Below are 15,053 nucleotides of genomic sequence, written 5' to 3'. Positions count from 1 at the left end.
CACCCGGACTCTCGACTTCGGGTTTTCCCTACCCTGCGCCGTCGACCTGTACACCGGGTCTCTGGTTCACTGGCCTCATGACCACTCATGAAGGCGAAGCGCACGGTGCAGGACTCGGCCAGCGGCTGAACTGGCTGCGAGCGGGGGTGCTCGGCGCGAACGACGGCATCGTCTCGGTCGCGTCGCTCGTGGTCGGCGTCGCCGGCGCCACGACCGACAACGCGGCACTGCTCACGGCGGGGATCGCGGGGCTCGTCGGCGGCGCCATCTCCATGGCGCTCGGAGAGTACGTGTCGGTCAGCAGCCAGCGCGACAGTGAGCGCGCGCTCATCGCGAAGGAGAAGGAGGAGCTGCGCACCCTCCCCGAGCAGGAGCTCGCGGAGCTCACCTCGCTCTATCGGGAACGGGGTCTCAGCGAGGAGACGGCTCGCAAGGTCGCCGAGGAGCTGACCGCCCACGACGCGCTCTCGGCGCACCTCGAGGTCGAACTCGGCATCGACCAGGACGATCTGGTCAACCCCTGGCACGCCGCCATGTCCTCCGCCATCGCCTTCACGCTCGGAGCCCTGCTGCCGCTGCTCGCGATCCTGCTGCCGCCGCCGGCGTGGCGAGTGCCCGTCACCTTCGTCGCCGTGCTCGTCGCCCTGGCCGTCACGGGTGCGGTGAGCGCGAGGATCGGCGGGTCGAAACCGGTGCGCGCCTCGGTGCGTCTCGTGATCGGCGGCGCGCTCGCTCTCGCCGTGACCTGGCTGATCGGCACCCTGCTCGGCACCACGGGCGTCGCCTGAGAACGACGAAGGGCGGATGCCGCAGCATCCGCCCTTCGTTCTCTGTGAAGATCAGTTCGACATGAAGCCGACGAGCAGTCCGCCCGTGACCTTGACCGCCAGGTTGTAGATGCCGGCGACGACGGCGCCGAGCACAGTCACGACGATCAGATTGAGGATCGACACGACCGCGGCGAAGGCCATGACCTGCGGGAGGCCGGCGACCTCCGACAGACGGACGCTGTTGTCGGTGAAGCTGGAGACGAAGCCGTCGACCTGAGCGAGGACGTTGGTGGCCTGCAGCACCATGTAGATCAGGAAGAACGACACCATGGTGACGATCGCGAGCGCGACGGCCGCCAGGAAGGAGAGCTTCACGGCCGACCAGAAGTCGATGTAGACCAGGCGCAGGCGGACCTGCTTGCCGCTGGTCTTGCGCGTGGACTTCTTCGCCAGCTTGTCGGCTACTGTGCTCATGCGTTTTCCTCAGGGGTGTCTGTCGTCTCGGGAGCCGCGGGGTCGGCATCCGTCTCGGCCTCGTCCTCGCCGAGTCCTCGTTCGCCGTTGCGGGCGATCGCGAGGATGCGGTCTGCGTCCGTGGTCCGTGCGAACACCACTCCCATGGTGTCGCGGCCCTTTGCGGGGACCTCGGCCACGGCAGAGCGTACCACCTTGCCGCTGGACAGAACCACCAAGACCTCGTCGTCCTCCGCGACCATCAGACCACCCGCGAGAGTGCCCCGATCGTCGTTCAGCTTGGCGACCTTGATGCCGAATCCGCCACGTCCCTGGACCCGGTACTCGTCGATCGCGGTGCGCTTCGCGTAGCCGCCGTCGGTGACCACGAACACGTACTGGCCGGGGGCGGCGACGGATGCCGAGAGCAGGCTGTCGCCGCCGCGGAACTTCATTCCCTTGACGCCGGCGGTCGCTCGGCCCATCGGACGGAGCGCCTCATCGGTCGCGCTGAAGCGGACCGACATGCCCTTGCGACTGATCAGCAGGATGTCGTCCTCGGCGTTCACCATGAGCGCCGAGACCAGCTCGTCGTCATCGTTCAGACGGATCGCGATGACCCCGCCCTGACGGTTGGTGTCGTAGCTCGACAGGCTCGTCTTCTTGACCAGGCCGTTGCGCGTCGCGAGCACCAGGTACTCGGCGACCTCGTAGTCGCGGATGTCGAGGATCTGCGCGATCTTCTCGCCCGGCTGCAGCGCGAGCAGGTTCGCGACGTGCGTGCCCTTCGCGTCGCGCCCCGACTCCGGCACCTCGTAGGTCTTGGAGCGGTAGACGCGACCCTTGTCGGTGAAGAACAGCAGCCAGTGGTGCGTCGTCGTCACGAAGAAGTGCTCGACGATGTCATCCGCCCGCAGCTGGGCGCCCTTGATGCCCTTGCCGCCGCGGTGCTGCGAACGGTAGTTGTCGCTGCGCGTGCGCTTGATGTAGCCGTCACGGGTGACGGTGACGACCATCTCCTCCTCGGCGATGAGGTCTTCCATCGAGACGTCGCCGTCGAAGCCGTGCAGGATGTGCGTCCGGCGGTCATCGCCGAAGCGGTCGACGATGCCGGTGAGCTCCTCGCGGATGATGTCGCGCTGCAGCGCCTCGTCGGCGAGGATCGCGTTGTACTCGGCGATCTGCACCTCGAGCTCGGCGGCCTCGTCGAGGATCTTCTGACGTTCGAGGGCCGCGAGGCGGCGGAGCTGCATCGACAGGATGGCGTCGGCCTGGTCGTCATCGATGTCGAGCAGCGCCTTCAGTCCGCTGCGCGCCTCGTCGACCGTGGGCGAGCGGCGGATGAGCGCGATGACCTCGTCGAGCGCGTCGAGCGCCTTCAGGTACGCACGCAGGATGTGCATGCGCGCCTCGGCCTTGGCCAGGCGGAAGCGGGTGCGACGGACGATGACCTCGAGCTGGTGGGTGATCCAGTTCGTCACGAACCCGTCGATCGCGAGGGTGCGCGGCACCCCGTCGACGATCGCGAGCATGTTCGCGCCGAAGTTCTCCTGCAGCTGCGTGTGCTTGTAGAGGTTGTTCAGCACGACCTTGGCGACGGCATCCCGCTTGAGGACGACGACGAGACGCTGACCCGTGCGGTCGGAGGACTCGTCGCGGATGTCGGCGATGCCGGTGATCTTGCCGTCACGGGCGAGATCGCCGATCTTCACCGCGACGTTGTCAGGGTTGACCTGGTACGGGAGCTCGGTGATGACGAGGCAGGTACGACCCTGGATCTCCTCGACGTTGACGACGGCGCGCATCGTGATCGAGCCGCGGCCGGTGCGGTACGCCTCGTGGACGCCCTTGGTGCCGAGGATCTGCGCGCCGGTCGGGAAGTCAGGACCGGGGATGCGCTGGATCAGTCCCTCGAGGAGCTCCTCACGGGAGATGCCGGGGTTGTCCAGCGCCCAGAGAGCGGCGGCCGAGACCTCGCGGAGGTTGTGCGGCGGGATGTTGGTCGCCATGCCGACCGCGATGCCGACCGAACCGTTGACGAGCAGGTTCGGGAAGCGGGCGGGGAGGACCGTCGGCTCCTGGGTCTGACCGTCGTAGTTGTCGGTGAAGTCGACCGTGTCCTCTTCGATGTCGCGCACCATCTCGAGCGCGAGCGGGGCCATCTTGGTCTCGGTGTACCGAGGGGCTGCGGCGCCCATGTTGCCGGGGGAGCCGAAGTTGCCCTGGCCGAGGGCCAGCGGATACCGCAGCGACCACGGCTGCACCAGACGGACGAGGGCGTCGTAGATCGCCGAGTCGCCGTGCGGGTGGTACTGACCCATGACCTCGCCGACGACGCGCGCGCACTTCGAGAACGACTTGTCGGGGCGGAATCCGCCGTCGTACATGCCGTAGATCACGCGGCGGTGCACGGGCTTGAGGCCGTCGCGCACGTCGGGGAGCGCGCGGCCGACGATCACGGCCATCGCGTAGTCGAGGTAGCTGCGCTGCATCTCCGACTGCAGGTCGACCTGGTCGATCTTGCCGTGTTCGTGTTCCGGCTCGGGGCGGATGTCGTCAGTCATGGTTCTCGTTCGATTCTTTTGTGGCTACCGGACTCCGGGATGCCGCTTCGCTCGCAGAGCGGGGACCCTCCCGCTTCGCGGGCCCCTCCCGATGCTCGCTCCGCGGCATCCCTGCGTCCTCACGTCATGCGTGGCGGTAGCCTCCGATTCGCGTGTTTGTGTATGTAGGGATCAGATGTCGAGGAAGCGGACGTCCTTGGCGTTGCGCTGGATGAAGCTGCGTCGGGACTCGACGTCCTCACCCATCAGCACGCTGAAGATCTCGTCGGCCGCCGCGGCATCCTCGATGGTGATCTGCTGGAGCGTACGCGTGGAGTGATCCATCGTGGTCTCCCACAGCTCCTTCGGGTTCATCTCGCCGAGACCCTTGTAGCGCTGGATGCCGGCATCCTTCGGGATGCGCTTGCCGTTGTCGAGGCCGTGCTTGAGCAGGGCGTCGCGCTCGGCGTCGCTGAAGACGTACTCGTGAGCCGAGTTCGACCACTTCAGGCGGTACAGCGGCGGCATCGCGAGGTACACGAAGCCCGCCTCGATGAGTCCGCGCATGTAGCGGAACAGCAGCGTCAGCAGCAGCGTCGTGATGTGCTGGCCGTCGACGTCGGCATCCGCCATCAGCACGATCTTGTGATACCGCGCCTTCTCGATGTCGAACTCCTCGCCGATGCCCGTGCCGAAGGCCTGGATCATCGCCTGGACTTCCTTGTTGCCCAGGGCCTTGTCGAGACGCGCGCGCTCGACGTTGAGGATCTTGCCGCGCAGCGCCAGGATCGCCTGGGTGTGCGGGTCGCGACCCTGCACGGCAGAACCGCCTGCGGAGTCACCCTCGACGAGGAAGATCTCGCTGATCGACGGGTCCTTGCTCGTGCAGTCCTTGAGCTTGTCGGGCATCGCGGCCGACTCGAAGACGCTCTTGCGACGGGCCGTCTCACGCGCCTTGCGGGCGGCGAGACGAGCGGTCGCGGCGTCGATGGCCTTGCGGATGACGTTCTTCGCCTGGTTCGGGTTGCGTTCGAACCAGTCGCCGAGCTGGTCGCCCACGACCTTCTGCACGAAGGCCTTCGCCTCGGTGTTTCCGAGCTTGGTCTTGGTCTGTCCCTCGAACTGCGGTTCGCCGAGCTTGATCGAGATGACCGCGGTCAGCCCCTCGCGGACGTCATCTCCGGAGAGGTTGTCGTCCTTCTCCTTGATGATGTTGTTCGCCCTGGCGTACTTGTTCACGAGGGTGGTCAGCGCCGCACGGAAGCCCTCCTCGTGCGTGCCGCCCTCGTGGGTGTTGATCGTGTTCGCGTAGGTGAACACGTTCTCGGTGTACGAGGTGGTCCACTGCATCGCGACCTCGAGGGAGATCTTGCGCTCGGTGTCCTCCGACTCGAAGGCGATGATCTCGTCGTTGACGACCTCGGCGTGACGCACCCGGTTCAGGTACTCCACGTAGTCGACGAGTCCGCGCTCGTAGAAGAACACGTCGTTCGGCTGCTTCGTGACGGCCTGCCCGTCCTCCTCCGTCTCGTACGCGGAGTCGGGACGCTCATCGCTCAGCTCGATGCGGAGTCCCTTGTTCAGGAACGCCATCTGCTGGAAGCGGGTCCGGAGCGTGTCGTAGTCGAAGTCGACCGTCTCCTGGAAGATCTCGGCATCCGGCCAGAACGTGATGCTCGTTCCGGTCTCGTCTGTCGCCTCGCCCTTCTCGAGCTGCTGCTGCGGCACGCCGCCGTTCGCGAAGCTGTGGCGCCAGGCGAAGCCCTTCTGCTTGACCTCGACGTCGAAGCGCGTGGAGAGCGCGTTCACCACCGAGGAGCCGACGCCGTGCAGACCGCCGGAGACGGCATAGGCGCCGCCGCCGAACTTTCCGCCGGCGTGCAGGATCGTGAGGACGACCTCGACGGTCGACTTCGACGGGTCGGAGGAGTGCGGGTCGACGGGGATGCCGCGGCCGTTGTCGACGACGCGGACTCCGCCGTCGCCCAGCAGCGTCACGAAGATCGTGTCGGCGTACCCGGCCAGCGCCTCGTCGACGGAGTTGTCGACGATCTCGTACACCAGGTGATGCAGACCACGCGGACCCGTGGAGCCGATGTACATACCGGGGCGCTTGCGGACCGCCTCGAGACCCTCGAGGATCTGGATCGAGTCCGCGCCGTACTCACCGGGCTGCTGCGCCTTGGGTGCGGGTGCAGTGGTGCCCTCGTTCTCGGGGGTTCCCCCGTTGGTCGATTCCGTCTCGTCAGCAGGGGATTCAGGCGTCATCAGAGGGCATTCTCCACATCGATATTACGAACTCCCATTCTAAGGGGTTTTCGTCTCGATATGTGCGCTAGAACGCCGTGTGTGCCCTTCTGAGCGATTCGGACCCCATATCTGGTCCCCTACCCGTAGGTATCGCGAGGACCCCGCCCTGGAACGGCTCTGGGACCCCATTTCCAAGAGGGGACGTCCGGTCCGATGAAGCGGAGGTTCTGGACGCCGGCATCCGGGTACCTCCTGCCGATCTCGGTCAGGATGGTCGCCCGCATGTACTGGAGGTTCTTCGCCCACGCCGTCGAGTCGCACTTCACGGTGAGGAGCCCGCGCTCGAGAGACACCGGCTCGGAGTGCTTGGCCGTGTCGGAACCGGCGAGCTCGGCCCACTGCAGCACCAGGTCCTCACGGGCCAGGGTCGTCTGCCAGCCGGAGTCACGGGTGAGCTTGTCGAGCACCGCGCCGAGCGAACCGGGGTCGCGACCCGGCGTGAACGGCGCGTTCTCGTCGTCGTCCGCGATGCGCCGCTTGCGCTTCCAGTTCTTCGAGCTGGGCTTGAGGCCCCGCAGCCGCAGGTAGGTGGCGACGGTCTCCGGAGTGTCGGATGCCGCGGCGATGTCAGTCATGGCTCTCCTCCCGCTCGTCGCTGATGGTCCCTGCGGTGATGCGCACCACGTGCGCGTGCAGCACCTCGGGGATATCCTCCTCCACGGCCGCGGTGACCACCACCTGCTCGTAGCCGGACGTGAGGGAGGCCAGCCGCTGACGCCGATCGGCGTCGAGTTCGGCGAACACGTCGTCGAGGATCAGCACGGGGTCCCCGGCGGGCGATTCGTTGCGGAGCAGCTCGGCCGAGGCGAGACGCAGGGCGAGGGCGACCGACCAGGACTCTCCGTGCGAGGCGTAGCCCTTGACGGGAAGGTCGCGGACGCGGAGGACGAGGTCGTCGCGATGCGGTCCGGTCAGGGTGAGTCCGCGATCGAGCTCCTGCGTGCGCTTGGCCGCGAGTGACGCGCGGAACATCTCCGATATATCGCCAGTGGTCTCCGTGACGGCATCATCCTGCCCGTCTTCGGGGTCGCCTCCACGCACGGAGAGCGCCCATTCCAGCTGGGGACGGTGGTCGGCGCCGGCGATCGCCGCATACGCATCGGCCACGGGCTGCTGCAGATCGGTCGCGAGCCGCTGGCGCGCGACGATGATCTCCGAACCGAGGGAGACCAGCTTGTCGTCCCAGACGTCCAGGGTCGTGAGGGCCTCCCCGCGGATGCCACGGGCCCGCGCCGATTTCAGCAGTGCGGTGCGCTGCTTGAGCACGCGGTCGTAGTCGGCGAGCACTGCGGACATGCGGGGTGTGCGCTGGATGAGGAGCTGATCGGCGAATCGTCGACGCGACGAGGGGTCGCCGCGGACGATCTGCAGATCCTCCGGAGCGAACAGGACCACGTGGGCGTACCGCGGCAGCTCGCTGGTCTTCGAGGGCGACCCGTTGATGCGCGCCTTGTTGGATCCCTGCCTGTTCAGCTGGACCTCGGCGAGGACCTTGCGCTCTCCGTGGGAGAGCCGGGCGCGGATGATCGCGAACTCCTGGCCGTCGCGCACCATCGGCGCATCCGACGACACCCGATGCGAACCGAGCGTGGCCAGGAACACGACCGCTTCGGCCAGATTCGTCTTGCCCTGTCCGTTGCGGCCGACGAGCACGTTCGGTCCGCGGTGGAGGGTGAGTTCTGCGGTCGCGTAATTGCGGAAATCGACCAGACTCAGGTGCTCCACAATCACGGAGTCAGCCTACCTTTCGGGTCCGACAGTCGATCTCGGCCTGCTGTCCACCCGGTTGAGCCCCTGGACGGTTCCGCGGGGTGGCGGAGGATCCGTCTGAGAGGTGATCTTCGGCCTTCTCGGCCGGGCCCGCCACGCGGGGACCGGAAAACCGTCGTCAGGAACGATCCTGAGGACGCCTGATCCGAGCGTTCGGCGAGGCGTGATGCCGCTGCGGATCAGCGCAGGAGGAGGTTCGGCTGGAGCAGGTACTTGAACGAGTCGAGTCCGGCCTGGTCGACCGAGGTCTGGCTGGTGATGAGCACCGGGCTCAGCTTGTTCGCGTTGTCGCTGGACGTGAACGTGACCCGCACGAACTCGCTCTTCACCGCGCCGAGCGCCTCGATGAGGTACTGCGGGTTGAGCCCGAGGGTGACCTCGTCGCCACCGTGCAGGATCGCGTCGACCGACTCCGATGCCCTGGCGTGCTCGCTGCCGGACGCGTCCATCGTCACGCTCTCGCTCGAGAAGGTGAAGCGCAGCGGAGCGGCACGATCGAGCACGAGCGACACACGACGAACGGCCTCGATGAGGTCGGCGGTGTTGACGACGGCGTAGTGGTCGGTCTGCTCGGGGAAGAGGCGGCGGACCGGCGGGAAGTTGCCCTTGATCAGCAGCGACGTGACGGTCTTGTTGCCCGCGGTGAAGGCGATGATCTCGCGGTCGCCCGCTCCGGAGAACGCGACCTGGATCGTGCCGGCGTGACCGAAGGTCTTGCCGACCTCGACGAGCGTGCGAGCAGGGACGAGCGCAGTGCTCTCGACCTCGGCTCCGTCCCACGGGACGTCGCGGAGGGAGACGCGGTACCGGTCGGTGGCCACGAGGCTGAGGCTCTGGCCCGAGACCTCGAGCTGCACACCGGTGAGGACGGGGGTGACATCGTCGCGGGATGCCGCGAAGCCGACCTGCGAGATCGCGGTGCCGAAGTCGTCGGCCGGCACGACACCGGAGGAACCGGAGACTTCCGGGATCGACGGGTACTCCTCGACGGGCATGGCCGCGAGGGTGAATCGTGCGGAACCGCAGCTGACGGTGATCCCGCCGTCGTCCTCGACGGCGATCTCGATCGGCGCGTTCGGGAGACGGCTGGCGATGTCGGAGAGCAGTCGGCCGTGCACGAGGATCGTGCCAGGCGTGTCGACGGTGGCCTCGATCGTGGTGCGGGCGGATGCTTCGTAGTCGAACGCCGAGAGCGTGAGACCGGATCCGTCGGCTTCGATCAGCACACCGGCGAGGATCGGCTGAGGGTTGCGCTGCGGGAGCAGCTTGACCACGAAGGAGACAGCCTCGCTGAAGACATCGCGGTTGACCTGAAACCTCACGGGTGCTCCTCGTCGTTTCTTGATGACTCGGTCGTTCTTGACAGCCACATCGTCGTCGAATGACAAGACGTGATCGCTCCTGCCGGTGCAGGGCTTCCCATGCTAGCCCCACAGTCGAACACTTCCCTACGACTTGTGATTCGAAGGGCCGCCGCGGCTTCTCCGCACCGTCTGGTGATCGGATCGCGCTTAAGACGGGTTAACTCCTTAACGGTGTTAACAGCTGTGGATACTGTGGATAACTCGGTGGAAAGCAGTCGCGAGTAAGGAACTACACGCTTGTCACTTGTGGAATCCCTGAGGAATCCGCGGGTTCGCAGCATCCGTCGACCTGTGGACACTCCCGTAGTTATCCACAGGTTCTCCCGTTAACCCCACATCCGTCCCGACCGAAACACGATTCATCCACAAGTTATCCACATGTGTGAAAACGTGATATCCGATCGCTCAGAGGGCTGTCAAGTCGGCAAAAAGGGGGACACAGCGTCCGAACGGATGCCGTGTCCCCCTTTTCGTCGGAAGACGTGTGTCGAGGCCGTCAGCGGCGGCCGAGCTGCGTGGTGATCTCCGTCACCTGGTTGTAGATCGAGCGCCGCTCCTTCATGAGCTCGCTGATCTTCTTGTACGCGTACATGACGGTGGTGTGGTCGCGGTTGCCGAACAGCTGCCCGATCTTCGGGAGCGAGAGGCTCGTGCGCTCACGGCACAGATACATGGCGATCTGCCGTGCGGTCGCGATCTGCTGCGATCGACTCGACCCGTAGAGGTCATCGACGGTGAGCTTGAAGTACTGCGCGGTGGCCGTGATGATGTCGGTCGGCGAGATGACGTTGTCCTCCGCCGTGTCCACGATGTCGCGCAGCACGGTCTGGGCGAGGGAGATGTCGAGCGCCGAGCGGTTGAGGCTCGCGAACGCCGAGACGCGGATGAGTGCGCCCTCCAGCTCGCGGATGTTGGAGGAGACGACGGTCGCGATGTACTCGAGGACCTCGTCGGGGATGTGGAGGGACTCGCTCTGCGCCTTCTTGCGCAGGATCGCGATGCGCGTCTCCAGGTCGGGGGCCTGCACGTCGGTGATGAGACCCCACTCGAAGCGGCTCCGCATCCGGTCCTCGAAGCCCGTGAGGAGCTTGGGCGCCACATCGCTGGTGATCACGACCTGCTTGTTGTGGTCGTGCAGCGTGTTGAAGGTGTGGAAGAACGCCTCCTGGGTCTCGGCGCGACCCTGCAGGAACTGGATGTCGTCGATGAGGAGGATGTCGACCTCGCGGTAGCGCGCCTGGAACGCGGCTCCGCGGTTGTTCGCGATCGAGTTGATGAAGTCGTTCGTGAACTCCTCGCTGGAGACGTATCTCACCTTCACCCCGGCGTAGAGGGACTGCGCGTAGTCGCCGATCGCGTGGAGGAGGTGGGTCTTGCCGAGCCCGGAGTCCCCATAGATGAAGAGCGGGTTGTAGGCCTTGGCCGGAGCCTCCGCGACAGCGACCGCTGCGGCATGGGCGAAGCGGTTGGACTGGCCGATCACGAAGTTGTCGAAGGTGTACTTCGGGTTCAGGCGCGATTCGTGGCGGAGCGGGGTGGGCTGCTCCATCGGCGACTCAGGGCGCTGAGACTCCTGACGCCCGTAGTCGGGGACCGCGATGGGTGCCGTCGGCTGCTCGGCGAGCTCATGGTTCACCACGACGCGATACGAGGTGACGTCCTCGCCGACATGGGCGAGGGCTTCCATGATCGGCAGCCGCAGCCGCTTGTTGATCTGGGCGGCGGTGAGGTCGTTGGGCACCTCGAGATAGAGGGTCGCGGCCATGACGCCCGCCGGCACGGCGAGGCTGAGGAATCCCTGCAGCTGCGGCGTGACCCGGTCGTCCGCCTCCAGCAGATCCTGCACCGTGGTCCAGATCGGAACGTCGGGCTGGGCAGGTGAGGACATGACGCTCCGGGCAGGGGATCGAGGAGGGATGCTCGGAATCGCGTCCCCCCTGTGGATAACTTCGGATGCCACGGTAGTCACCTGGGCTGAGAACGGCAACCTGCCCTTGAAAATCCGCGGGCGTGTTGCGTCTCGCGAGGACGCACAGGTTGTGGATAATAGCTGTGCGGATCGTGGTCGCACCTTGGCCTCTGAGCGCGCAGATTTGCTCTGCGCGCCGTCAAGACGTACCCTTAGTCGGTTGACTTATGCCTGAACGGCAGTTCCCTATGTCTCCGGTCGAAATGGTTCCGGTGACAGCATTCCCGGAGTGATCCCATGAGCAAGCGCACCTTCCAGCCCAACAACCGCCGCCGCGCCAAGAAGCACGGTTTCCGTGCCCGCATGCGCACCCGTGCCGGCCGCGCGATCCTGTCGGCTCGCCGCGGGAAGGGCCGCGTCGAGCTCTCCGCGTAACCCGCTGTGCTCGCCCGCCCCTTTCGGTTGACCCGCGGGAGCGACTATCGACTGGTCGTTCGACGCGGATCCCGTTGTGGCGGGTCCCGCGTCGTGACGTCCATGTTGTCGACGGGCGAGAGCAGAGCCGCGAGGTTCGGATTCATCATCAGCAAGCAGGTGGGTGGCGCCGTGGTGCGCAACACCGTCCGGCGCAGACTCAAAGCAGTCTGCGCTGAGGCCCTGCCGCTGGTTCCAGAGGGCACGGATGTCGTCATCCGTGCCCTTCCTGCATCCGCGACGGCGAGCTACGCGGAGCTCAGCACCGAAGTGAACCGCTGTCTCGGACGCCTGAACCGGGTGACGGCATGAGCGCGCTTCCCGCCTCGTCGATCGGATCGGCGCACTTCGATGCGCATGACCTGATCCGCGGCATCCCGTTGATCCCTCGGAACCTCGTGCTCGGGTTCCTCACCGGATACCGCAGGGTGATCTCACCGATGTACGGCGACGTGTGCGCGTACTACCCCTCCTGTTCCGCCTACGCTGTAGGTGCGGTGCAACAGCACGGCGCCGCGCGGGGAACGCTGCTCTCGGCATGGCGCATCCTCCGCTGCAATCCCTGGACTCGCGGCGGCGTCGACGACGTTCGTCCGCATGAACACTTCCGCTACGACCTGACTTCACACGGTTTCGTCGTCCCTGCCCGAAAGGACTGAACAGTGGGTCTTGACCTCCTGCTCGCTGCGGCCACGCCGTCGCCGTCTCCGTCAGGAGCTGCGTCCGGCGGCTTCGACCTGCTCGGCACGATCCTCTGGCCGCTGAAGTGGCTCGTCGAGCTCGTGCTCGTCGCCTGGCACTGGCTCCTCACGACCGTCGGACTCCCCGCGGCATCCGGTCTGACCTGGGTGCTGTCGATCGTCGGACTCGTGATCGTCGTCCGCGCTGCTCTGATCCCGCTCTTCGTGAAGCAGATCAAGAGCCAGCGAAAGATGATGGAAATCGCTCCTGAACTGCGAAAAGTGCAGGAGAAGTATCGCGGCAAGAAGGACCAGCTCAGCCGCGAGGCGATGAGCCGCGAGACCATGGCCCTGTACAAGAAGCACGGCACGACGCCGATGTCGAGCTGTCTTCCGCTCCTCGTGCAGATGCCGGTGTTCTTCTCGCTGTACTCGGTGCTGAGCGACGTCAAGAAGCACGCCGAGGCCGGTCTGGGTGGTGTCGGTCTCCTCAGCCCGGAGCTGACGAAGGAGTTCTACGACGCCAAGCTCTTCGGCGTCGCGTCTCTGCACGAGACTCTCGGCAACGCGTGGGAGAAGCAGAACACCACGGCGATCATCATCCTGGTCACGCTCGTCGTGCTCATGATCGGCTCGCAGTTCTTCACTCAGCTGCAGATCATCTCGAAGAACCTGTCGCCCGAGGCCAAGACCGGCCAGGCGTACCAGATGCAGAAGATCATGCTCTACATCCTGCCGCTGGGCTTCATCTTCTCGGGTGTCTTCTTCCCGCTCGGCGTCGTCGTGTACTGGTTCATCTCGAACCTGTGGACGATGGGTCAGCAGTTCCTGGTCATCCGTGAGATGCCGACGCCCGGTTCTGAAGCGGCGAAGGCCCGCGAGGAGCGACTGGCCCGCAAGGGCAAGGCGATCGACTCCTCCGGCAAGGTCGTTCCCATGGCAGTGTTCGAGGCGGAGCAGCAGCGTCTCGTCGAAGAGGTCGAGAAGGCCAAGGCCGAGGCCCCGAAGAGGCAGCAGCCCGTGGGCAAGAAGCGTGCGAAGAAGAAGGGATCCGGCGCATGAGCGAGAACCTGACCGAGGCGGTCGAGCCGACCGTCGCTCAGCTGGAGAACGAGGGCGACGTCGCTGCCGACTACCTCGAGGAGCTGTTGGACATCGCCGACATCGACGGTGATCTGAACCTCGACGTTCGTCAGGGCCGCGCCTATGTGTCGGTCGAGGCGGAGGGCGATGGACTGTCGCTGCTCTCGGCACCCGACACCGTGCAGGCTCTACAGGAGCTGACTCGCCTGGCCGTGCAGAACAAGACCGGTGCATTCTCGCGCCTCATCCTCGACATCGGCGGTTCGCGCGACACGCGTCGTCGTCAGCTCGAGACGCTCGTGAATGCCGCCGCCGCCAAGCTGGACGATGGGGCATCACAGGCCTCCCTGCCGGCGATGTCCAGCTACGAGCGCAAGCTCGTCCACGATATTGCCGCTGATCAGGGCCTTGTCTCGGAGTCGTACGGTGAGGGCGCGGATCGCCACACCGTACTGCGTCGTCGCTGAGACCTCACGTGATTCTGCGAGTCCAGTCATGAGAGACGTCGAGGTCGAGCCCGCGATCGCGGCCGAGCTGTTCGGCGATCGCATCGATGTGGCCCGTTCCTTCACCGATGCCCTTGTGCGTGAGGGAGAGGAGCGGGGCCTGATCGGTCCACTCGAGCTCCCCCGCCTCTGGACCAGGCACATTCTCAACAGTGTGATCGCCGCTCCGTTGTTCCACGGTTCGGTTGCGGACATCGGATCCGGCGCCGGCCTGCCCGGTGTGGTTCTCGCGATCGCCCGTCCGGATGTGCAGTGGACGCTCATCGAGCCGATGGAGCGTCGCGTGACCTGGCTCAACGAGCAGGTGTCGTCATTGGGCCTCTCGAACGTGGAGGTGCTCCGCGCTCGCGCCGAGGACGTGCGCCGCCCAGAGGGTTTCGACGTCGTCACCGCCCGCGCGGTCAGCGCGTTGCGAACGTTGATCCCGCTGACTGCACCCCTGGTGCGTGACGGAGGAGAGCTCACTCTCCTCAAGGGGCTCAACGCCGCGAACGAGATCGACGCGGCGCAGAAGCAGATCAAGAAGTTCCGCCTCGCAGATGTACGCGTTGAGGTCCTCGGTGAGGGCGTTCTCACCGAGACCACCCGAGTCGTTCGAGCTCGCGTCCGCTGACCAGGGTTGGTGTTTCACGTGAAACATCGATGTGGATGAGAGCTGCGGTTCTTGTCGGTGGCGGAACCGCGGACTGCGCCTGCTCTTCACGTGCTTTGACTGCCTAGGTACTTGCGATGGATACCGGGACAGGGCGAGTCGGCATCGTCTTTCGAAGCTCGCGACGGTCACTTCGCGCTGCGTTCGAGTGCGATGGATGGCTGCGCGTCCCCGTTGCGCTGTGGGCCGCTGAGCTGGGGCAGCTCTTGCGTCGGTGTGAATCTTCCCAGGAATACGTCTTCCGGAACATTCTCGCTGCGGTTCGACGTGAGCTGCGCCCTGAGATGTTGACACCGGAGATCGCTGTCACTGGGACTCGCGCGCTCGGCGGATAGCGCCGGTCCTGACGCACGAGTCTTGGTTTCGGGTGATGCTCCCGGGACAGATTGCTCCGCGTTGCTCGAGGAAGTGGTCCCCGCGGTGCGGAAGAGGCCTCCGTGGTGTGGGGGGGATACCCCTAGATGTTTCACGTGAAACACTCCGAGCGCGACATATGTCCGTGAGCCACACCGCGCCGACTGGACGGAAGCCAGGCAGCG

14 protein-coding genes are annotated in these 15,053 nt (G+C 65.7%); 7 read left to right on the top strand and 7 right to left on the bottom strand.

From position 1 onward, the window contains the following. Nucleotides 1-77 precede the first annotated feature (77 nt). Nucleotides 78-788 (top strand): VIT family protein, encoded by a 711-nt coding sequence (locus CQ047_RS06105; protein ID WP_105673401.1) that lies wholly within the window; start codon nucleotides 78-80, stop codon nucleotides 786-788. 51 nt (nucleotides 789-839) lie between these two features. Here the strand turns inward: CQ047_RS06105 and CQ047_RS06100 are convergent, their stop codons facing one another. The 7 genes from CQ047_RS06100 to dnaA all read right to left on the bottom strand — a co-directional run bounded on the left by CQ047_RS06100 (nucleotide 840) and on the right by dnaA (nucleotide 10,975). Next, nucleotides 840-1,244 carry a DUF3566 domain-containing protein gene (locus CQ047_RS06100; RefSeq protein ID WP_105673400.1) on the bottom strand — a complete coding sequence of 135 codons (405 nt, stop codon included), beginning with the start codon at nucleotides 1,242-1,244 and terminating at the stop codon, nucleotides 840-842. After that, nucleotides 1,241-3,787 (bottom strand): DNA gyrase subunit A, encoded by a 2,547-nt coding sequence (gene gyrA / locus CQ047_RS06095; protein WP_105673399.1) that lies wholly within the window; start codon nucleotides 3,785-3,787, stop codon nucleotides 1,241-1,243. The genes CQ047_RS06100 and gyrA overlap by 4 nt, the downstream gene beginning before the upstream one ends. Nucleotides 3,788-3,958: 171 nt before the next feature. Next, nucleotides 3,959-6,034 carry a DNA topoisomerase (ATP-hydrolyzing) subunit B gene (gene gyrB, locus CQ047_RS06090; RefSeq protein ID WP_105673398.1) on the bottom strand — a complete coding sequence of 692 codons (2,076 nt, stop codon included), beginning with the start codon at nucleotides 6,032-6,034 and terminating at the stop codon, nucleotides 3,959-3,961. 119 nt (nucleotides 6,035-6,153) lie between these two features. Then, nucleotides 6,154-6,651 carry a DUF721 domain-containing protein gene (locus CQ047_RS06085; protein WP_105673397.1) on the bottom strand — a complete coding sequence of 166 codons (498 nt, stop codon included), beginning with the start codon at nucleotides 6,649-6,651 and terminating at the stop codon, nucleotides 6,154-6,156. Next, a complete protein-coding gene (gene recF / locus CQ047_RS06080; protein WP_105673396.1) occupies nucleotides 6,644-7,807 on the bottom strand; it encodes a DNA replication/repair protein RecF in 1,164 nt (387 codons plus the stop codon). The genes CQ047_RS06085 and recF overlap by 8 nt, the downstream gene beginning before the upstream one ends. Nucleotides 7,808-8,025: 218 nt before the next feature. Continuing rightward, nucleotides 8,026-9,168, bottom strand: coding sequence for a DNA polymerase III subunit beta (dnaN, locus tag CQ047_RS06075; protein WP_105673395.1), 1,143 nt, complete (start codon nucleotides 9,166-9,168; stop codon nucleotides 8,026-8,028). Nucleotides 9,169-9,706: 538 nt separating this feature from the next. Further along, a complete protein-coding gene (gene dnaA, locus CQ047_RS06070) occupies nucleotides 9,707-10,975 on the bottom strand; it encodes a chromosomal replication initiator protein DnaA (RefSeq protein WP_374954052.1) in 1,269 nt (422 codons plus the stop codon). 441 nt (nucleotides 10,976-11,416) lie between these two features. Here dnaA and rpmH point away from each other — a divergent pair, with 441 nt between their 5' ends. The 6 genes from rpmH to rsmG are packed head-to-tail and all read left to right on the top strand — an operon-like array spanning nucleotide 11,417 to nucleotide 14,475. Then, complete coding sequence (gene rpmH / locus CQ047_RS06065) at nucleotides 11,417-11,554, top strand: 50S ribosomal protein L34 (RefSeq protein ID WP_045257399.1); 138 nt, start codon at nucleotides 11,417-11,419, stop codon at nucleotides 11,552-11,554. A 6-nt stretch (nucleotides 11,555-11,560) separates the two neighbouring features. Then, a complete protein-coding gene (gene rnpA, locus CQ047_RS06060) occupies nucleotides 11,561-11,905 on the top strand; it encodes a ribonuclease P protein component (protein ID WP_105673393.1) in 345 nt (114 codons plus the stop codon). After that, entirely contained in the window at nucleotides 11,902-12,252 is a 351-nt protein-coding gene (gene yidD / locus CQ047_RS06055; RefSeq protein WP_105673392.1) for a membrane protein insertion efficiency factor YidD, read from the top strand. The genes rnpA and yidD overlap by 4 nt, the downstream gene beginning before the upstream one ends. Nucleotides 12,253-12,255: 3 nt before the next feature. After that, entirely contained in the window at nucleotides 12,256-13,335 is a 1,080-nt protein-coding gene (gene yidC, locus CQ047_RS06050; protein ID WP_105673391.1) for a membrane protein insertase YidC, read from the top strand. Then, nucleotides 13,332-13,823 (top strand): R3H domain-containing nucleic acid-binding protein, encoded by a 492-nt coding sequence (locus tag CQ047_RS06045; protein ID WP_105673390.1) that lies wholly within the window; start codon nucleotides 13,332-13,334, stop codon nucleotides 13,821-13,823. The genes yidC and CQ047_RS06045 overlap by 4 nt, the downstream gene beginning before the upstream one ends. A gap of 28 nt (nucleotides 13,824-13,851) precedes the next feature. After that, the gene (gene rsmG / locus CQ047_RS06040; protein ID WP_105673389.1) at nucleotides 13,852-14,475 is read left to right on the top strand and encodes a 16S rRNA (guanine(527)-N(7))-methyltransferase RsmG; all 624 of its coding nucleotides are present in this window, start codon (nucleotides 13,852-13,854) and stop codon (nucleotides 14,473-14,475) included. Nucleotides 14,476-15,053 lie beyond the last annotated feature (578 nt).

The sequence above is a fragment of the Microbacterium sp. MYb72 genome (assembly GCF_002979415.1).
In the GTDB taxonomy this organism is placed as follows: domain Bacteria; phylum Actinomycetota; class Actinomycetes; order Actinomycetales; family Microbacteriaceae; genus Microbacterium; species Microbacterium natoriense.
The sequence above is the reverse complement of the archived record's forward strand: the minus strand, read 5'-3'. Positions and strand labels throughout refer to the sequence as shown.